Here is a 20,067-nt window from a genome sequence, read left to right as displayed (position 1 = left end):
TACACTAGATTTTCAATGCGTGCCTCTGCCGCAGAACCGCCCTTGCATTTCTGCGGGCGCACGCTCCAACCAACGGGAAATACCCTAGATTTTCAATGCGTGCCTCTGGCGCAGAACCGCCCTTGCATTTCTGCGGGCGCACGCTCCAACCAACGGGAAATACACTAGATTTTCAATGCGTGCCTCTGGCGCAGAACCGCCCTTGCATTTCTGCGGGCGCACGCTCCAACTAACGGGAAATACCATAGATTTTCAATGCGTGCCTTTGGCGCAGAACCGCCCTTGCGGTTCTGCGGGCGCACGCTCCAACTAATTGGGAATACCCTAGATTTTCAATGCGTGCGCATTCTGCTACATTTTCACAGGCGGGCGTTCTTCCGAATGGTGCGGAAGGCGAACGGCGGCAAGGAGTGTTCAGAATGGAAAAGCGCAAACCTGCGTTCAGGGAGTTTTTGAAGGAACGGATTCAGGCGGGGAAGCCTGTCTACTTTGACGGCGGAATGGGAACGATGATTCAGGCTTCGGGCGTGACGGATTACGCGATTCCGGAGGATTTGTCGGTGACGAATCCGGACGTCATAAAGGAAATCCATAAAAAATACATCCGCGCGGGCGCGCACGTTCTTACGGGAAACACGTTCGGAATCAATCCGCTCAAAATCGGCGACGCGAGATTCTCGCTTGAAGAATACCTCAAGGCGGAATTCGACGTGATGAAGGCGGCAATTTCCGAGGAAAAGGCGGACGGAGAGCCGAGATACGCGGCGTGGGACTCAGGGCAGATAGGGCGGCTTCTTGAGCCGATGGGCGACATGACGTTCGACGAGGCGTACGAGGCGTACAAAATCGCGGCGACGACGGCGGAAAAATACGGCGCGGAGCTTGCGATTCTCGAGACGATGAGCGACCTCCACGAGCTGAAGGCGGCGATTCTCGCGGTGAAGGAGAACACGAAATTGCCGATTGTCGCGACGACGACATTCCAGGACAATTTGCGCACGCTGACGGGCGCGGACGTCCTGACATGCGTCACTTATCTCGAGGCGCTGCGGGTCGATGTACTCGGGTTCAACTGCGGCGGCTCGCTCCCCGACGGCGAGGAGCTTACTAGACAGTTCTGCCGCTACAGCCACACGCCCGTCCTCGTCCAGCCGAACGCGGGAATCCCGACCGTCGTGAACGGGAAAGCTGTATTCCCGGCGCGCGCGGGCGAATTCGCACAAAGCCAGCTGAGAAACAGGTTCTCCGGCGCGCTTCTTCTCGGAGGCTGCTGCGGAACGACACCCGACCACATTTCCGCGATGATTGGCGCAGTGGAAAGCGGAAAAGCCGCGGAAGATTCAGGAAAGCGCGCTGAATTCAAGAACATCGCGGAAATCGGCGCAAAAAAAACGGCGGAACCGCGGAATTCGACAGACTCAACCAGCGCGCAACAAGAAAGCGGCGACAACTCTGCAAGTTGTCGTTCCGTCGACACGTTCATCTGCTCGTACAATTCGACGGTGCAAATCGGCGGGAAGGCGGGGCCGCAGATTGTGGGAGAGCGCATAAACCCGACGGGAAAGAAGAAGGTCAAGGCGGCTCTGCAGGCGCACGACATGAATTTCGTCCTCGACGAGGCGGAATCGCAGATAAACGCGGGCGCGCAGATTCTGGACGTGAACGTGGGGCTGCCCGGAATAGACGAGGCGCAGACGATGGTTGACGCGGTGAAGACGATTCAGGCGGCGTTCAACGTCCCGCTCCAGCTCGACTCAAGCGAGGCTCCCGTTCTGGAGAAGGGGCTGCGCTACTACAACGGAAAGCCGCTCGTCAACAGCGTGAACGGAAAGCGCGAGGTAATGGACAAAGTGTTCCCGCTCGTGGCGCATTACGGCGGGGCGGTCGTGGCGCTCTGCATCGACGAGGACGGAATCGCGCCGACAGCAGAGGGACGGTGCGCCGTCGCGCGGAAAATCATCGCCGAGGCGGCGAAATACGGGATTCCGGTGCGCGACATCGTAATAGACACGCTCACTCTGACGGTTTCGAGCCAGCAGAAAGAGGCGCTCGAGACGTGCCGCGCAATCGAAATCCTCAAAAAAGAATTCGGCGCGCAAGGTTTGCAGTTCATTTTGGGCGTGTCGAACATCTCGTTCGGGCTTCCGAGGCGCGACATCGTGAATTCGCGATTTTTCATGGCGGCGCTCTACTCGGGGCTGACGGCGTGCATCATAAACCCGCTTTCCGAGCCGATGATGGAGACGTACCACGGCTACCGCGCGCTCGCGGGATTCGACGAGAACTGCCTCGGCTACATCGAAAAATACACGGGAACGACGGCGCCCGTATACGGAATCAGCGCCGAGCAGGCTCGTTCCTTGAGCGGAACAGAAGCAGGCGGAACATCGAACGCGAAAACGCCCGAGAATTCATCAGCCGTCCTTCCCGCCGACTTGACGGAAGAGGAGAAAACGCTCATCGACACGATATGCAAGGGCTTCAAGGACGCCTCCCCCGACGCGACGAGAAAGCTCCTCGACGGCGGAAAGAAACCCGTGGAGATAATCGACCGATGCATCGTCCCCGCGCTCGATTTGGTCGGAAAGGATTTCGAGTCCGGAAGGAAATTCCTCCCGCAGCTGCTCCTCTCGGCTGACACCGTGTCGGCGGCGTTCGCGGTCATCAAGGAGACGCTCGCATCGTCCGGCGCGGCGGCGGAGGAGAAGGGAAAAATCGTAATCGCGACCGTCCACGGAGACATCCACGACATCGGAAAGAACATCGTCAAGGCGATGCTCGAAAACTACGGCTACACCGTAATCGATTTGGGGAAGAACGTCCCCGCGGAAACCGTCGTCAAAACCGTGGTCGAAAACGAAATCCGCCTCGTCGGGCTTTCCGCGCTTATGACGACGACCGTGGCGAGCATGGAGGAAACGATAAAGCTCCTGCGCGAGGAGACGGCAAAGCTCGGGCGCGACGTGAAAATCATCGCGGGCGGAGCGGTTCTTACCGCCGACTACGCCGCGAAAATCGGCGCGGACTATTTCGGAAAGGACGCGATGGCGACGGTCGCGGTGGCGAAGGAAGTCTTCGGCAAATAAAATCTGCAAAGCCAATTTTATAGCCTGTTACCTTGAAAAGTGCATTCCGAACGGAATTTGTGCGAAAGCCGCTCGGAATGACAACTTTTTCCGGTCAATTTACTATGATTCTGAAAATCGATTGGAGGGAATTATGGACAAAAAGATTCACATTCAGGAGCTGATACAGGCGCGAAATCTTGCGTCGCAGGACGAGTGCGCGAAGTTCGAGAACGCGCTTTCGGCGTTGTGGGGAAAACTGGAGGCGGACGACCTCGACGATGTTTTGAAGGCGTTCTCCGACGAGACGGCGGACGACGAGCTTATGTTCAGCCTCGTCCATCTCGTGGAGCAGAACGACGGCGACGAATACCTGCGGAAAATCGCGCTCCTTACGCCGGAAATGGACGGTGCGAGGGAATGGGCGAAGATGCTCAACAGGCGGATTCTCAACAGCGGGCCGCATTCGGAGCGATACCGCAAAATCATCGGAACGCTCGGCGATTCCCAAAAAGAAAAAATCACGGCGCTTCTGGACGCGCTTGCCTGAAATCCGCCTTCCCGCTCGTCGATTTCTTCGGCGCAATCTGATAGAATCGGCGGGTGAAAAATTCAGGCAACAAATCTTCAATCAAAACAAAAAGCGAAAAAAGGTCGGCGCTTCTTGCCGGCCGCACGCTCAAAAGCTTCAACCCGTGGCTGTCGTACGTTTTCGTGCTGTTCCACCCGCGCGCGGTTCTCACGAATTTCCGCTGCTTCGCGGTGATAATAACGGAATTCTTCTTCGTTCAGTTCCTCGAAAAGTTCCGGATTCTGCGGATTCCCGTCGTGCACGTCGACCATCCGCTCGACAGTAAAATTCCGTTCCGCCCAGAAAAAGTCCCGATTTACCTCGACTTCATCAACCTGTGGGTGCGCCCGCTCAACTTGCTCGTCCAGCGCTGCGGATGGTGGAAAGCCGGAAAGCTCACGCGTGAATGGATGAGGCGGTTCAGAAAACTTTACGAGCATTCCGCGGAAGTCTACCATTTCCGCCTCACGACGACAGACCGCCCCGCCTACAACGAGATGCGCGAGTTCCGCCAGATGCACGCGCTCGACCCGCATTTTCTCTGCGTACCGAGCCTTCACGTCGCGACGATGGCGATGGCGTTCGGCTTCTACCGCTCCGTTTTCGCGAAGGAGGGATTCACTGAGGAGGAAATCGGGCGGTGGCAGGGCGAATTGTACGCGGGCGCCGTCGAAATCACGGAGACCGTCCTTTTCGTGAAGCAGCACAGCGTGAACTGCATCCCCGCCGCGCTCTACCTCGTCTCGTCGAATTTTCCCGACATTTTCAGCGAGGACGACGCGCGGAAATTCCTCGACGACATGTTCAGGAAAAACGAAATTCCCTCCGCAGATGCGGACGAAACGCGCTCGTACATGGCCGGACTGTTCGAGAAATTCATCAGCGAAGGAAAAACAAGCGAAAACTGGTTCGTCCCCGTCCGCGAATTCCTTCTGAATTACGAAAAAAACGTCTCCGATTCCGCCGCGCAAAAAAATCCCGGAACATAAAAAACGAATGCCGAGCTATTGAATGTGCGGTGTTTGCCGGAGCCGAAATCGGCGCAAAGTCCGGTGCACAGCAAAAAAAGCGGATGTGCCCGGAGCCGCTCGCCCCAAACAAATCCGCCTGTTCAAAAATACCGTCATGCAGAATTTATTTCAGCACCCAACCGGACAACAAAGATTCTGAAACAAGTTCAGAATGACGCCCAGTCCGCCCACCAAGGCGCACACCCCGCAAAGCAGGGTGCTGCACGCGCACGCTCCCTAATACGAAGCATCGTCAATCAACACAAAGTCCGCCCACAAAGGCGCACACCCCGCAAAGCAGGGTGCTGCACGCGCACGCTCCCTAATACGAAGCATCGTCAATCAACACAAAGTCCGCTCATCAAGGTGCACACCCCGCAAAGCAGGGGGCTGCACGCGCACGCTCCTCTTAAAACGAAGCATCGTCAATCAACACAAAGTCCGCCCACAAAGGCGCACACCCCGCCAAAGCGGGGTGCTGCGCGCGCACGCTCCTCTTAAAACGAAGCATCGTCAATCAACACAAAGTCCGCCCACAAAGGCGCACACCCCGCCAAGCGGGGTGCTGCGCGCGCACGCTCCAATGCGCAATGATAAACGCGCGAAAATCAATGCGTGCGCCTACTCCAGAGACACCTCGGTGAATTCGACGTACGCGCTTCTGACAGTGTAGAGTCCGGCGTAAATCACGTTCGGGTCCACGTTTTTGAGGTCAATCGTATACTCGGCAGTGTCGCTTCCGAATTTTGTCGTGTAGACATTGCCTTTCTTGGTGATGGAGATGTCGATGACGTCGCCGACCTCGGGAATTTTCTGCCCGGCGTTGTGCGTCTCGTTGAGCGTCCCGTCCTTGCGCATCCAGCTTGAGGAATAATCGTCGCCGTTCGCGAGCTTGAGCGGACCTGCCGCAACGTAATCGGAATTGATTGAGTTGTCGAATTTGTCGATGTAAACGTCGTCGCGCACCATAACGCCGAACGAAACCTGGTTGTTCTTCGCCAACTGGAGGACTTTCGCCTTTGCCTTGAGCGTGAAATCCCTGTCAACGGGAAGTTTCTGGAAGTAGAACTGGATTCCGTCCGAAGCGCCGGCAATTTTTCCGACCGATTTGCTGCCGTCAACCGTTCCCGAATGCATCGTTATTTTTCCGTCGCTTTCTATAATTTCGTAATTCGCGGGGTCGGCAAGCTTCTCCTCTCCGCCGCAATCGCCGAACACCGTCCCGAACCACGGCGCGCTCAGCTCGTAGCGGGCAGACGCATCCTCCGCGGGATTGAATTCGGAATATTTGGGAACAACGTAATCGGGATTCTTGACGAGGATTTCCTCGGTCGGCGCGCTGATTCCGTCCTTAACGAATTTGGCGAATTTCTTGTCGGCATCGCGGAGGGAAGTCACGACATCGTAGGCGACAACGGACGCGCCATAGGTGTTGAGGTGCGTGTTGTCGACGGAAGCCGCCTTGAACGTCAGCTGCGCGTGGAATTTCGCGGTCGCCTTGTCGTCGGCAAGGTTCTCGTACCGCGCCTTTGTAATCGAAGTCAAATCGACGACAGTCGTTCCCGTCTCGGAACCAAGCTCGCGGATTGCCTTGGGATAATCTCCGCCGGGGAATCCAGCTGCGTCTTTCGTAACGTGAACGACAGCGCCCTCGTACGCTTTTCCAGGCGCGCGGCGGACAATCGGCGTGCAGAGAACGGGCGTCGCCTTCTTTTCCTGCGCAAGCTTTATGTAGTTCTGGTACAGCGAATTCTTGAACGAACCGGCTTCATCTTTCGTCCCGTTCGGGTTCGTGTAGCGGGCTTCCTCGCCTTTCTCGTCGTTGTGCCCGAAACCGATAATCAGGTAGTCGCCCTTCTTTATGTTCTTTTTGAGCGTCTCGTAGTTCGCCTCTTTGAGAAAGCTTTTTGAAGAGCGCCCGCTCATCGCGAGATTCACGACGGTCGCCTTTTCAGAATCGAGATAATCCTGGATTTTCGTCCCGTACCCGTAGCGCGGATAATAATACGGGTCGTTGAACGCGCTCAGCGTGGAATCGCCCACGACAAAAATGCGGGTTCCCTTCACGTCGCCGATGCTCGTTATCGAGGCGACTTTCTCCACTTTCTCGTTTGCGACGGTCGCGGCATCAAGCGCGCTTCCGTTCGACGAGGAAGGTGCGGAAGACGCGGATTCGCTCGTCTTTTCCGCCCGGTGGCATGACGAAACCGCGAGGACAGAAAGCGCCGCGATTCCAATCTGTACGATTTTTTTCATTTTCTTCTCCAAAAATAAAAATTTGATATTTCTGATTATATACCCAAAATCCCGCCGATGTCGTCAAAATTCAAACCCGGCATAAAAACAGCCGCAACATCGTTATTTTCCATATATTCGACAACTGATTTTTGCAAAAGACTCTGTCCTGATTTTCGGAGGAACACGATTTCCTGGTCATTCCGAACTCGAAATGACCAGGAGGCAGTAAACATGACTACAATATCTGCCAAAATAGAAAATGGAAACGGCAAGGTTCGTGAGCTTATGGAGACGAAAACAAGCAAACAGGCTTGTGTATAAAGTAGATGATGACAAATTGTATATAGTTCAATGCGGCACACATTATCATCAAGGAAAGTGAAACCCAAAACTGTTTTCAAAGCCGACAAGTTGCTGAAGGCAACTTGCGGTTCCAGCGTTTTTATCGCAAGGCATTCCTTGTCGGCTATGCATTGAACTCATTGTGAATCGTATCTGTAATCGCCGAGATGAGTTTCGACTCAAGAAGGTGCTTTGAAAAATTGCCTGATGATATGTCCGCCGGTGAATTTCGCGGTTCAAAAAGCACTTTGTATTCGACTCCAAGCGCGGATGCCAACTTTTCTACAATATCAAGCGACGGTGTTCTTTTACCGACTTCGATTTGCGTGATATAAGGCGCAGAAACACCAGTCTTCTCTGCCAAAAATTCCTGACTCCAGCCCAATTGCTTCCGAAGCGACTTTATATTTTCCCTAATGACAGTTTCAATCGATATTTCGTTCATTAATCTTAAAATATTGCTAAAAGCTACTATTGACCATAAGCGCAGTGTTAGTTATGCTAATAGCAATAAGTTACTTTTTGTCATTGCGGTAAGTAAGGATAAACGAGCGCAAGCGGGGTGCTATGGTATACCATAGCAATGGAATTGACAGATTCCATTGCCGCAAAACATGGACGATAGTCGAGGGAAATTGGTATGGTGAAAGACAGATATCCTGAACATGAAGAGACTTCATTTTCTTATGAAGACTCAATCGTTGTAATTTTGGATATCCTCGGATTCAAGAACAAAGTTTTTGAAAGCCAGAAATTACCAGCAAATTTAAAACACATTGCAGAATTGCTTGGATTTATAAAGGCATTTAACACACAAGACGGTCTAAATGAGTTTATCAAATTAAAAAATGCTATTGACATTCCTAATTTACAGCTTAACCAAGACGAAATAGAAAAAGTAATGAACGAAATTCAGATTTCTTATTTTTCAGATTCGATTGCAATAACTCTCCCTTACACGGAATCTGACTTTGTAAAAAAGATTTCATTGATTGTATACAATCTTGCTTGGATTATAAGCCAACTTGCGATGAGCGATTTTTTCACCAGAGGTGGCATTGCAATTGGAAAGATGTACCACAAGGAAAACGTATTTTTTGGTCCAGCTTTTTTAGAAGCACATACTCTTGAATCCGAATCAGAATTTGCAGTTAATCCACGAACCATACTATCGAAAGCAATCGAAGAAAAACTGCAAAAAGCAGGAGCTATAAACTCTGTTCCATACATAACAAAAGATGATGACAAGTGGTGGTATGTCGATTTCATCTCTTTTGCAAACGACAGGGATATAAAAGCCACTTCAGTCTATTTAGAGCCAATAAAAGACAATGTACAGAAAAATATCGCAGAGTGTGAAAGAAAAATTGAGCAAACAACAAGCATCAAAAGCAAGTACGAATGGTTGCGTAATAAAATCGAATCAATCTAGACGTAGAAACTGCATTTGATTTTTTTAATCACTCGAAAAAAAAAGTGGAGGCAAAAAAATGGACAAGCATGATTTAGGAAAAAAAGTCTACAAACAGGTAAGTCTAAATGGAAAAACTATAAAAAAATGGGTTGCAGAATATATTGCGTTTGAATTTGATGAGGATGGAAATATCATTAGCGATATTTCCCATGCTTCTGAATATGCAGACAAAGCTTACGAATATGATGAAAAAGGAAATAGGACAGATCTCCCTTGCTGTTTTGAGAACAATGATGATTCTGAAAATTCAGGTGACTCAGAATATTCAAAAGCTGTTTTTGAATCTAAAAATCATTTCCTCTTTGGAGAAAGCCTTCAGACAGAAAAAATAGGAAACCAGAGCATAAGCCATGACAGAAATGAAATTCTTTGGATCGCAAACAATGGAATACAGATTTATAGATTTTATTTTGGAAGTGCAGGTTTAGAAAGTTTTCAAAAGGAATTTGATGAGGATAATAATTTAATATACATAAAAGATGATAATAGAGAATACTTCTTTGATTACGATGAACATAAGTTACTTCATTTAAAAAAGATAGAGTCTGATGGAGAATGGGAAAAATGGTTTGAGTATGATGGCGAAAAACTTGAAAATTCAAAAGATTCAGATGGTGAAAAATGTCTTTATAGATATGATTCGAAAGGTTGTCTAGTTTACCAAAAAATCTGGCACAATGATGACGATGATGATATGTGGATTGATGATTATGATGATACTAGCGTTTCTGAGACAGAATATGAATATGATTCTAATGGAAAGCTTTTACATCGCATAACAACACATTATGATTCAAATGATGATTATGATAGTGGAAATTCTTCATCAGTTTATGAAATTTGGTTTGAATATGATGCATCTGGAAAAAAAACAATTTCTAGAGATTCTGCTGGAAACATAACAAAATGGGATTCTTTTGGGAATGTTGTTTTCGAAAGACATCATTTTTATGGTGAATATCAAAATGAATATACTTCAGACGGAAAACTGATTCATTCCATACACAAATCGCTAGACCAAAAAGAAAACTGCTATGACTTAGATGATGGCTACGACTACGAGGAAAAACGATGGGATCTATCTGGTAATCTTATTTATTGCCGTTGGTCAGATAGAGAAGAAATCAGTGAATATGATACTAAAAACAAATTAATTCATTATCTAAGCAAATCAAGTGATGAAAATTATAATTACGAAGTATGGTATGAATATAAAGATGGTATTTTAATTCATAAAAAATGTTCTGACGGTGAAGAATATAAATACGATTCACAGGGGGAATTAACCTATTATAGAGATTCTGACTTGAAAACTTATTGGAATGAGTGCGACTCAAAAGGCAATCCAATACATTTCAAAAGTGATGATGTGGAAGAATGGTATGAATACGAATTGTATGATAATGGAAATATAAAAAAGAAAATTTGTTATCGTGCAATTTAGCAATGATTCCGTCTAACACCATTTTCAAAGCCGACAAGTTTACCGCCAGAAGAAATGATAATGTAGTTGCTGAGAATGTCAGAATCGCAGACATACACATACGCTTAATCGACCACCACAAAACAGACATGCGAAAGAATTGCGAAGCAATTCTTTGCGGCCGCTGCATCCAACTCGCAATGCCCCCTGTTTTGTTTATTTGATAGTGAACAATGGATAATCTCTGTCCATAGAGAAAATCGATTTTGAAAAATCCCGCTCAATTTGCGCTACATCTGTCAGCACTTCTCCGCGCAGGGTTTCCGAACGTCCCCATTTCATCTAAACTTCTCATATTTTTCAGAAATTGTGAGGAAAAAATGGATTCAACAATGGTCGCAAAGGTTCTGGCGTTCGTCCTGTATCTCGGATTCATGATTTACATCGGGCTCCGGAACGCCAGCAAGAACAACAGCGCGTCGGATTTCTTCATCGGCGGGCGCAAAGTCGGTCCCTGGGTCACAGCGTTGTCGGCGGAGGCGTCCGATTCGTCGGCGTGGCTTTTGATGGGATTGCCCGGATTGTGCTACATGGGCGGAATCAGGGAAACGTTCTGGACGGCGATGGGTCTTATCATCGGAACGTACGTGAACTGGCTTATCGTCGCGAAGCCGCTCAGAAAATGCTCGATTTCGTTCGGGGATTCGATTACGATTCCTGAATTCTTCTCGAACAGGTTCAAGGACAAATCGCACATCATTTCCGTCATCTCGGTTGTCCTCATCGTGTTCTTCTTCACGATTTACACCGCGTCGGGATTCGTCGCGTGCGCGAAGCTGTTCAACTCGGTTTTCGGTCTTCCGTACCACGCGGGGCTTGCAATCGGGCTTATCGTCATCCTCTGCTACACGATTACGGGCGGATACACTGCCGTCTGCACGACCGATTTCGTGCAGGGAACGCTCATTTTCGTGGCGTTCATCATCTCGGCGACAATCGCGGTCATCTCGCTCGGCGGACCTTCCGACGCAATCGAGGCGGTGCGGAATTTCAACGCGCAGACAATCGCGGGCAATTTCGGCGAGTCGCTCAAGGCGGCGTTCAGCGCGAACGAAAAGTTCGGAACGCTTTCGATAATCTCGGCGCTCGCGTGGGGGCTCGGATACTGCGGAATGCCGCACATCATAATCCGCTTCATGGGAATCCGCTCCAACGACGAAATCAAGAAGGCGAGAAGAATCGGAACGGTCTGGATGGTCATCTCATACGTCGGGACGTTCCTCATCGGAACGCTCGGCACGGCGTATCTCCTCAACCACGGGACGATTCTCGGCGTCGATGCGGGAACGGCAATCGACGGCGTCACGCATTTCGGCGACGTGGAGACTGTTTTCTCCGAGACGATGATGAACATGTATCCGTCGTTCATCGGCGGCATCTTCCTCTGCGCAATCCTCGCCGCCTCGATGTCGACGGCTGACTCGCAGCTTCTCGCGGCTTCCTCTGCCGTGAGCCGAGACATCTTCAAGGGAATAATCAGCAAGGACGCGGACGAGAAAACGGTGCTCAACGTGAGCCGCTTCACGGTGTTCCTCATCGCGCTCATCGCGCTGTTCCTCTCGCTCAATCCGTCGTCGTCGATTTTCTCGCTCGTCTCATACGCGTGGGCGGGATTCGGCGCGACGTTCGGGCCGCTCATCCTTCTCGCGCTCTACTGGAAAAAGACGACGGCGAAAGGAGCTATTGCCGGCCTTATCGCGGGCGCCGTCACCGTCGTCGTCTGGCACAACCTCGGAACCATCGTGGACGAAAGCATCATGAAAGCGTTCCCAGTTCTCTCCGTTTACGAAATAATCCCGGGATTTGCCGCGAACGCCGTTTTCGCAATCGCGTTCTCGCTCCTCGACAAGAACAAGAATCCCGAGATGCTCGCGCAGTTCGACTCGTACAAGTCGATGGCGGACTGATTTCATAAACGCGGAGCACCAATAAGAAACAAAAAGCCGTCCGTTTATTTTCGGGCGGCTTTTTTTTGCGTTCGGGAAAACGACGATTTACGATTCAGGCTCGCTTTTCTTCTCCTCGGCGGGCTTTTTTGCGGATGAAGTCGATTTGAGCGCCGCCGTGAAAAGCTCGTTCTGGTTTTCGAGGAGGGGAACGGAGAATTCGGGCGCGCCGTCCTTTGCCGAGACGCGGTAGATGACCGAGGAATCGCACGAATACGCCGGGCTTGCTTTGTCGTTGAGCCACCAGTCGAGGACGGAAATAACGCACAGGGCGTATTTCAAAAGATTCGCGTTCGTCGCCTTCGTCTCGTTGTCGGGCCGTTTCGCGCCGAGCATTATGTTCAGGCGCTTGGAAACGGGCGTCGGGATGTCGAAGCGGAAGCGTTCCCACGGATTTGCGATTCCGACGACGGAACCGCGCGTCGATTCCTTCTCGGAAATCCGCCGCACAATCGAGCCGAACAGCGTCTTGAGCTGCGTCGTCCTGATGCACAGCGCGCGGTACGGGTTGTCGTTTTTCGGCTTGTCGAGTATTACCTGCTGGAATTTGAAATACGGAAGGAAATAATAATGCGTCTGCCAGAGCATCTGCGTTATGAGCTTCAGCCCGTACTGCGACTTCCGGAAATCGCCCGGCGCGGAATACTCGTGGTTGACGAATTCCCTAATCTGGTCGCCGTAATTCTTCTCGAAAAGAACCTCGCGGTAAACGGTCCACTGTCCCAAAATCGTCGAAAGCTTGTCCGACTCCTCCCCGCCAAAAAAGAATTCGGCGTCGTCGGTGAACTGCATGTTGCGGCATCCCTGAAGGAAATCCTCCGAAATGCGCAGGAGCGTCACCGTTATCTGCAGCGGATTTTCGGGGGAAAGCAGATTGTATCCGTCGCGGAACTGATAGAGCGGCTGGAAATACGGATACATGTCTGGATGCGAGGCAAGGTCGGAGAACCCCGCCTGCGGGAAAAGATGCTCAAGAAGCTTTATTCCCGATGCGACATATGCGCTGTCGCGCGCGCTTTCCTTCTTTTTTTCCGAAGTCTCTTCTTTTTTCGAATTCTCGCCGACGGGATTTTCCTGCCGCTTCACTTTGCGGTTCGGAAGCATGAGGTCGTATTTCGTCACGCCGAGAAACGAGAAAATCTCCGCCGTCCGGACGGTGAAGAAATCGGGGAAATAATCGCAATGCCTGCTGCACAGGCGCATCAGAATCGGGTAAAGCCCCTTTATGACCTTGCTGTAGACGTAGAACCATTCCGTGATTCCGGTTTTCGTAAGGACGGAAATCCGCTTTTTGTTCGCGCGCGGGAATTTTATTAGGTCGGAATAGATTTCCTTCAGGATTTCCGGGATTTTGTTCTCGCCGAGATAATAGATTTTGATGAGGAGCCTGTACACCGCCTTGATGAAGTCCGACATCGCCAGAATCGTAACGGTGTCCGCGTGCGACTCAAGGGCGTTGAGGAAGTAGCGCACATCTTTCAGCGACCACGAACCGACGGTCTTCAGGAAAACGAATTTGTCCTCGAGCGTGCTGTTGTCGTTCATGAGGACTTCCTTGTACGATTCCGGCGCAATCTGCACAATCGATTTCACCGCCATGACGAATTCGTTGAGATGCTCCACGTCCTTGACGAGCGTGTAATCGACGAACCCGCGCCGGAGATGGCTGTTTCCCTTCGTGAATTTCAGGACGAAGTTGAACACGCCGTAGCTCGGCTTGATTTTGTAATCGTCGTCCATCATCAGCTTGTCGAACAGAATCTTCTCCTTCGAGCTGATTTCCGGAAGCTTGTTTTTCTTTTCCTGGACGGCATCCGTTTTCGCGGAACCGCCTCCTCCGCTTGAGGCACCTGACAAAGACGCGGAATTCGCGGATTTTCCGACAGCGCGTTTGGCGTACACCTGATTTTTAGGAAGCGAATTGTAGTCGATGGGCGCGGATTTCTCCTGAAGGATTTCCCCGCCGAGCACCTTCGTCATGCGCTTCGCCTCTTCCTCGGACAGGACGCCGATGTTCTTCCTCGTCCTGTCGAGAGTACCGGGTTCCCAGCTTTGTTCAACTTTCGCCATAAAACATCTCCCACCATTTGCACGCGCCCGGAAAACAAATGCCGGACGGAGCCTTATAAACAGCCTTCTCAGGCTTTAAGCATTACAATCTCATCGTCTGGCTTCTGACAATTCCCTCGAAATTCCGCAGGACGACGACCTCGTTCTCGCTTGTTTTGAGCACGCCCTCAAATTTTCCGAAAATTGTCCTCGTGTTAGAAGCCAAAAACAAAAGCGACATGTCGCGGACGTGATTCAGGCTCGGCGTAAACGTCAAGTCGACCATGTTCTCGAAATCCTGGATTATCCATTCGCGCATAAAACCCGCCGAATGCGTAATCCGCACCGACGGAAGCGGCGTCACGTTCCCGTCGACGGAAATGAAGTTCGGGTTCAGTCTGTCCGCATCGACCTGATTCTCGCCGGCACCGCTCAGATGAAGCGAGACCCGTTTCATCGAGGAAATCGTCTCGACCGTCTCGTTCCCGTCAGAATCCTTCACGGAAACCGTTTTGCGCACCTCGACCATTCCGGAAAGAAGCGCGAATTCGCCCTCGTATGAGATATTGTAGTACGCGCGGTTGACTTTCAAAAGCGAATGCCCGTTCGAGTCCGGCATGTTGACCGCCCCGGAAAGGTTCGTCGCGCCGAGCGAGAGCGAGCCGTGAATCAGCGGTGTCGAAAAATACGTTGCAGAGCACCGGCGCTTCGTGGGGAACGGCGTCACGGAAACGGTCTCGTTCATCGTGGCGTCCATGTACGACGCGCGGAATGCGGCGCTTGCCGAGGGGCGGGAGGAATCTCCCTTCAAATTGAAAACAGCAGAGAAGCGGTTCCTCGCGTGGTCCCAGCTGATGCGTATGTAGCGGTTCTTCCAGAAACTCGCGCAGAATCCCAGAATCATGTTGTGCGGTATGAACCGCCGCCGCGGCCCCATCAGTTTCCTGTAAGAGAATTTCCGCTTCGTCTCCTTGTTCCAGAAAAGCACCTCGGCATACCCGAAAACCTTCTGGTCGAAAAAATCAACTACACCGATATACTGCCCGATTGAGAACATGAACATTAGGGAGCTTTTTATCCGGAGGTTCGAGAAAATCCTCGGTCCCGGAAAAGAGACGAAAGGATCCTTTACCCCCTTTATGTCCAGGCGTTTGGGACAACCTTTAAAAATCCCGAAGACAGGCTTCCCGTTTTTGACAAGTCGTTCAGGAACGGCAGATATTTCTCGTGTAAACAAAATGACCTCTGACAAGATTTTTTCACTTCTATTTTCGGAAAAAAAGACAGTCTAGGCAAGATGTCAAAGAACAGGAAGACGCGCTTACCCGTCCGCCCCGAGCGCGATTTTTCCGCCGGATTCTTGAAAAATCAAATAATAAATTGAGAAATGGGGCATTCCGTTTTAAAATGGTAAAAATCTGTCACGGCTCGCGGGAACGAGGAGGATTTTCCGCAGCAAATCCAAAAATCTACATCAAGGGGGGCTTATCATGGCAGTAACGCTTTATTCGCTGGGGGCGGCTCAGGAAGTTACCGGCTCCAAACACATTTTCGAGATAGACGGGACAGCTTACATGGTCGATTGCGGCGCATTTCAAGGGAAACGCGCCCAAGCTGACGAGAAAAACCGCAACTTCGACATTTCCGTCGATAAAATCAAAGCGGTAATCCTCACGCACGCGCACTACGACCATGTCGGACTTCTTCCCGTTCTCATAAAGAAGGGATTCAACGGGGACATCTACGCGACACCGGCAACGCGCGACCTTGCCGACATTGTCATGATGGACAGCGCGAAAATTCAGGCGCGGGATGCCGAATACTTGCGGAAGCAGGCGCTCAAAAACGGCACGAAATTCACCTGGCAGCCGCTTTTTGACGAGAACGACTGCGTGAAGGCGACGAACCAGATTATCACCGTCTCCTACAACAGGAAGCGGAACATCGGAGATGACGTCACCCTCGAATTCTACGACGCGGGGCACATTCTCGGCTCCGCGTTCGCCTACATATCGATAAAAGGTCAGCGCGACGAGAACGGCAACCCGATAAAAACCGCTCCGAAAAAGAAACTTTCCTATTGGGGCAGGTTCTTCAAGCTTCTCAAGGAAGCGAAGGAAGAAGGAAAGGAAAAGCGGCAGGCCGTTCCCGACAGAAGGAAGGCGACCCCCGACGAGCAGGCGGCGTACACGGGCCCGGAGCGGCGGAGCGGATTCGACAGGCGCGAGGGACGGGACGAGATACGGATTCTCTACACGGGCGACCTCGGACGCAAGCTCAAGCCGATAATCAGGAATCCGTCAACGAAACTTCCGCCGCCGGATTACATCGTCCTCGAATCGACGTACGGAAACAGGAAGCACGAAATCGCGAGCGTCGCGATGGACGAGCTGCGGAAAACGGTCATGCGCGCAATCGAGAAAAAGGGAAAAATAATCATCCCGTCATTCGCGATTGAAAGGACGCAGGAACTCGTCTATTATTTCCACCTGCTCGTGGACCAGAAGAAGATTCCGTCAATCCCGATATACATCGATTCGCCGATGGCGGTAAACGCGACGAGCATCTTTCAGGTTCACCAGGAATGCTACAGCCACGAGGTTCACGAGGCGTTCCTGCAGCACCACAAGAACCCGTTCGGGTTCGGCGCGCTTTCATCGATAAATTCCGTTGACGAGTCGAAGAAGCTCAACGACAAGGAAGGCCCGATGATTATCATCAGCGCGGACGGAATGTGCGAGTCAGGAAGAATCGTCCACCACATCGCGAACAACATCTCGAATCCGAACAACACGATTCTCATCGTCGGCTACATGGCGGAGAACACGCTCGGGCGGAAGATTCGCGACGGCGCGAAAGTCGTCAAGATAATGGGCGACGAATACGACGTGCGCGCGAAAGTCGAGACGATAAACGCGTTCAGCGCGCACGCGGACTACGAGGAGACGACGAAATGGCTCAAGGAGATAGACACCTCGCGCCTCAAGAAAATCTTCCTTGTCCACGGCGAGGAAGACGCGCAGAAAGCCATGAGCGAGTACCTCAATGAGAACGGCTTCCCGAACGTCCAAATCGTAAAATACGGCGAGACGTACGACATAACGTAAGCCGGTCACGCAAAAACGGCACGGGCGGAACGATAGCAGCCGGCATGGTTCCGCCCGCTATCAGACCTGTTCGGGAAACGCGCAATCCGGACAGGTTTATTTATCTGCCGGCGATTTTCGCCAAAAAAACTGCTCAAAAACCGGCGTTTTCTGAGCAGGATGCTTTGAAATGATTGCCGGATTTCCGGCACGACAAGGGGTGTGTTCTTTTTTATGAAAAAGATTTTCAAAATTCTGAGTTCCCTGCTTGCTGTTGCGGCGGGACTTCTGATTCTGTACGTGGCGGCAGTCTACGCGCTCGTTTTCCTTCCATCTTTCTCGCGGAACGACCCGACCGAGGAAATCAACAGGAAATATTTCGGAACGGAAAAATTCTACGACGATTTCCTTCAGGAAAAGACGTGGTTCGAGATGCAGAATCCGGCGCGCATCACAATCGAGTCGGACGACGGGCTAAAGCTTGTGGCGTACGACCTTCCGGCGGGAGGCGGCGAGGAAAAGAGTGCCGCGGGAACGATGATTCTGATGCACGGATACCAGTCGGAGCCCGTGCGCGAATTCGCGTCGCTCATTCATTTCTACCACGACCTCGGCTACAACATCATCCTGCCGTTCCAACGCACGCACGGAGAGAGCGAGGGAAAATTCATCACGTTCGGCGTAAAGGAACGGTTCGATTTGCGCGGCTGGATAGTCAAGGCGAACGAAATCTACGGCGAGGAAAATCCCGTTTTCATCCAGGGAATCTCGATGGGATGCGCGACGAGCGTCATGTCGCTCGGGCTTGACCTTCCATCAAACGTGCGGGGCGTCATCGCGGATTGCGGATTCACCTCGCCGAAGGAAATCATCTGGAAGGTCCTCAAGAACGACCGCAAAGTCCCGACGGCGAAAACGATAATGAAAATCGGAAACCTGTTCGTCAGGAGTTTTGCCGGATTCGACATGGGCGAGTATTCGACGCTCGACGCAATCGAATTCAACAAGGAGCGCGCGAATCAGATTCCGATTCTATTCTTCCACGGAACTGCGGACGCATACGTCCCGATTGAGATGACGGAGACGAATTTCTCGTACTGCCTCGGGACGATGCTCAACATAAACGGCTCGATGACGATGGAGCCGAACCCGCAGGCAGGAAAATACAAGTACGTACGGATTCAGGATTCTCCGCACGCAATCGCGAACCTCATCGACCCGGAAACGTACCACGCGGAAGTGAAAAAATTCCTCTCGAAATACGGAAAAGAGCGCAGCGCGATTTGATGAAAAAAATCCGCAGAAATGCCTATAGTTCAACGATGAAAAAAAGATGAGAATAAGGGCTGCCTGTAATCAGACAGCCTATTTTTTTATAAGGAGATTTTCCACAATGAAAAGAAAACCGATTATGTATGCGGCGATCGCGCTTGTGCTTTCGGCGCGGATATTCGCGGGCACGCAGACGGATTTGATTCCGCTTACGGTCAGACTCGGAAACAAAGTCGAGCAGACGGGCGGGTTCTTCGACCTTGCGGGCGCGACCTATCCGTCAAAAGCGCAGGTCATCACCATCAGCGACGAGACGCATCCGAATCCAGTCAAAAAGCGCCAGGCATTCACGCGCGCGATTTCCGGAGACAAGAGCAAAGTCATTCTTCTTGAGGGGACGATCGACCTCAGCGACGGGAAAATTTCGGATTCCGACCACAGCTACTACGACGCGTTCGACAAGACGACGCACAAAAGGCTGCACGCCGACATCGTGTTCGACATCGGCTCGAACACGACGATTCTCGGGACGAAAAACGCGCGGATTGCGTTCGGCGGACTGCGGATAAAGGCAAGCGAGAAGCAGAAAGCGGAGAACATCATCATCAGGAACGTCGAATTCTACGACGCGCACGGCTCGACGGAATACGACACGTCGGTTCCCGAATACAAGAACGAAAAGGCGAGCGCCGACCAGCTCGTCGTGGAAGGAACGTTCGAAAAGGGAAAATACACGTCGGATTACATCCCCAGAAACATCTGGATTGACCACTGCACTTTCTCCGACGGAACATGCCGCGACCTTTCGAGGAATTTCAACCACGACGGTGCCCTCGACGTGAAAGCTGTCCACAACATGACAATCTCGTTCTGCGAATTCCACAACCACGACAAGGTGACGCTCATCGCACCGAGCGACAAATTCACGAACCCGACGGACAGGCAGATAACGATACACCACAATTATTACCACGACGCGACGCAGCGGATGCCGAGAACGCGCGGCTGCGAAGTCCATCTCTACAACAACGTCTACGATAAAATCGGAAACCCGGAAAACAGCGGCTATTCGCTCAGCCCGGGAATCGGGGCGCAGTTCATAGTCGAGAACAACGTTTTCGGGCAGCACGCCGGAAAGATGATTCTCAGATGCGCCGACAAATCGAAGCCGGGCGACGCGACGTTCTACAAGCTTTTCGCGAGCGGGAACATTCCCGAACTAAGCGAGAAGAACGCCGAGGATTTCGCGCGCCATTCCGTCAGCGAAAAACCGTTCGCTGTTCCGTACAAATACAACCTTGAGGATGCGAAATCGGGCGAGCGGACGACGCTCTCGAACGCCGGAAGCATCCTCGAAATAACAGTCGAATAAAGGCACATCCCGCAGAAGATTCATGGGGCCGAAAAGTATTGTCATGCTGAACTCGTTTCAGCATCTGCAGTATATCTAGCACCCAGATTCTGAAACAAATTCGGAACGGCACTAGTCAAGAAACGTATTGGGACAGCCCCTTATTATTTTCTGACGGGA

General features: G+C 51.4%; 13 protein-coding genes. 9 read left to right on the top strand and 4 right to left on the bottom strand.

What is annotated here, in order from left to right; all coding sequences use genetic code 11:
• The first annotated feature begins 419 nt into the window (after positions 1-419).
• From TRESADRAFT_RS08265 to TRESADRAFT_RS08255, 3 genes are all read left to right on the top strand, one after another.
• On the top strand, positions 420-3,086 hold the full coding sequence (locus TRESADRAFT_RS08265) for a homocysteine S-methyltransferase family protein (RefSeq protein WP_002704689.1): 2,667 nt from the start codon (positions 420-422) through the stop codon (positions 3,084-3,086).
• A 133-nt stretch (positions 3,087-3,219) separates the two neighbouring features.
• On the top strand, positions 3,220-3,615 hold the full coding sequence (locus TRESADRAFT_RS08260; protein WP_002704688.1) for an Imm30 family immunity protein: 396 nt from the start codon (positions 3,220-3,222) through the stop codon (positions 3,613-3,615).
• A gap of 53 nt (positions 3,616-3,668) precedes the next feature.
• On the top strand, positions 3,669-4,625 hold the full coding sequence (locus TRESADRAFT_RS08255; protein WP_002704687.1) for a hypothetical protein: 957 nt from the start codon (positions 3,669-3,671) through the stop codon (positions 4,623-4,625).
• A 642-nt stretch (positions 4,626-5,267) separates the two neighbouring features.
• Here TRESADRAFT_RS08255 and TRESADRAFT_RS15685 read toward each other — a convergent pair.
• The gene (locus TRESADRAFT_RS15685; RefSeq protein ID WP_002704685.1) at positions 5,268-6,902 is read right to left on the bottom strand and encodes an SGNH/GDSL hydrolase family protein; all 1,635 of its coding nucleotides are present in this window, start codon (positions 6,900-6,902) and stop codon (positions 5,268-5,270) included.
• Positions 6,903-7,350: 448 nt separating this feature from the next.
• Positions 7,351-7,671 carry a helix-turn-helix domain-containing protein gene (locus TRESADRAFT_RS15675; protein WP_002704684.1) on the bottom strand — a complete coding sequence of 107 codons (321 nt, stop codon included), beginning with the start codon at positions 7,669-7,671 and terminating at the stop codon, positions 7,351-7,353.
• 195 nt (positions 7,672-7,866) lie between these two features.
• On the opposite strand from TRESADRAFT_RS15675, the gene TRESADRAFT_RS08235 reads away from it, so the two are divergent.
• From TRESADRAFT_RS08235 to putP, 3 genes are all read left to right on the top strand, one after another.
• Positions 7,867-8,658 carry a hypothetical protein gene (locus TRESADRAFT_RS08235; RefSeq protein ID WP_002704682.1) on the top strand — a complete coding sequence of 264 codons (792 nt, stop codon included), beginning with the start codon at positions 7,867-7,869 and terminating at the stop codon, positions 8,656-8,658.
• Between the two features lie 58 nt (positions 8,659-8,716).
• The gene (locus TRESADRAFT_RS08230) at positions 8,717-10,144 is read left to right on the top strand and encodes a hypothetical protein (RefSeq protein WP_002704680.1); all 1,428 of its coding nucleotides are present in this window, start codon (positions 8,717-8,719) and stop codon (positions 10,142-10,144) included.
• A gap of 359 nt (positions 10,145-10,503) precedes the next feature.
• The gene (gene putP / locus TRESADRAFT_RS08220) at positions 10,504-12,090 is read left to right on the top strand and encodes a sodium/proline symporter PutP (protein WP_002704678.1); all 1,587 of its coding nucleotides are present in this window, start codon (positions 10,504-10,506) and stop codon (positions 12,088-12,090) included.
• An 87-nt stretch (positions 12,091-12,177) separates the two neighbouring features.
• On the opposite strand, the gene TRESADRAFT_RS08215 is transcribed toward putP, so the two are convergent.
• Positions 12,178-14,199, bottom strand: coding sequence for a hypothetical protein (locus tag TRESADRAFT_RS08215; RefSeq protein WP_002704676.1), 2,022 nt, complete (start codon positions 14,197-14,199; stop codon positions 12,178-12,180).
• Between the two features lie 82 nt (positions 14,200-14,281).
• Positions 14,282-15,415, bottom strand: a complete 1,134-nt coding sequence (locus TRESADRAFT_RS08210) for a DUF2804 family protein (RefSeq protein ID WP_002704674.1) — start codon at positions 15,413-15,415, stop codon at positions 14,282-14,284.
• Between the two features lie 253 nt (positions 15,416-15,668).
• Here TRESADRAFT_RS08210 and TRESADRAFT_RS08205 point away from each other — a divergent pair, with 253 nt between their 5' ends.
• The 3 genes from TRESADRAFT_RS08205 (at position 15,669) to TRESADRAFT_RS08195 (ending at position 19,908) form a co-directional block, all read left to right on the top strand.
• On the top strand, positions 15,669-17,285 hold the full coding sequence (locus TRESADRAFT_RS08205) for an MBL fold metallo-hydrolase RNA specificity domain-containing protein (protein ID WP_002704672.1): 1,617 nt from the start codon (positions 15,669-15,671) through the stop codon (positions 17,283-17,285).
• Positions 17,286-17,498: 213 nt separating this feature from the next.
• Entirely contained in the window at positions 17,499-18,551 is a 1,053-nt protein-coding gene (locus TRESADRAFT_RS08200; protein WP_002704664.1) for an alpha/beta hydrolase, read from the top strand.
• Positions 18,552-18,657: 106 nt separating this feature from the next.
• On the top strand, positions 18,658-19,908 hold the full coding sequence (locus TRESADRAFT_RS08195) for a pectate lyase family protein (RefSeq protein ID WP_002704662.1): 1,251 nt from the start codon (positions 18,658-18,660) through the stop codon (positions 19,906-19,908).
• The last annotated feature ends 159 nt before the right edge of the window (positions 19,909-20,067 follow it).

Origin of the sequence: Treponema saccharophilum DSM 2985 (genome assembly GCF_000255555.1) — a bacterium.
GTDB lineage: Bacteria > Spirochaetota > Spirochaetia > Treponematales > Treponemataceae > Treponema_D > Treponema_D saccharophilum.
The sequence above is the reverse complement of the archived record's forward strand: the minus strand, read 5'-3'. Positions and strand labels throughout refer to the sequence as shown.

Bases quoted from the DNA above. Each gene is read 5' to 3' on its own strand.
- TRESADRAFT_RS08205 (WP_002704672.1), top strand. From the start codon at position 15,669: ATGGCAGTAACGCTTTATTCGCTGGGGGCGGCTCAGGAAGTTACCGGC.
- TRESADRAFT_RS08195 (WP_002704662.1), top strand. From the start codon at position 18,658: ATGAAAAGAAAACCGATTATGTATGCGGCGATCGCGCTTGTGCTTTCG.
- TRESADRAFT_RS15675 (WP_002704684.1), bottom strand. From the start codon at position 7,671: ATGAACGAAATATCGATTGAAACTGTCATTAGGGAAAATATAAAGTCG.
- TRESADRAFT_RS08230 (WP_002704680.1), top strand. From the start codon at position 8,717: ATGGACAAGCATGATTTAGGAAAAAAAGTCTACAAACAGGTAAGTCTA.
- TRESADRAFT_RS08235 (WP_002704682.1), top strand. From the start codon at position 7,867: ATGGTGAAAGACAGATATCCTGAACATGAAGAGACTTCATTTTCTTAT.
- TRESADRAFT_RS08265 (WP_002704689.1), top strand. From the start codon at position 420: ATGGAAAAGCGCAAACCTGCGTTCAGGGAGTTTTTGAAGGAACGGATT.
- TRESADRAFT_RS08260 (WP_002704688.1), top strand. From the start codon at position 3,220: ATGGACAAAAAGATTCACATTCAGGAGCTGATACAGGCGCGAAATCTT.
- TRESADRAFT_RS08215 (WP_002704676.1), bottom strand. From the start codon at position 14,199: ATGGCGAAAGTTGAACAAAGCTGGGAACCCGGTACTCTCGACAGGACG.
- TRESADRAFT_RS15685 (WP_002704685.1), bottom strand. From the start codon at position 6,902: ATGAAAAAAATCGTACAGATTGGAATCGCGGCGCTTTCTGTCCTCGCG.
- TRESADRAFT_RS08200 (WP_002704664.1), top strand. From the start codon at position 17,499: ATGAAAAAGATTTTCAAAATTCTGAGTTCCCTGCTTGCTGTTGCGGCG.
- putP (WP_002704678.1), top strand. From the start codon at position 10,504: ATGGATTCAACAATGGTCGCAAAGGTTCTGGCGTTCGTCCTGTATCTC.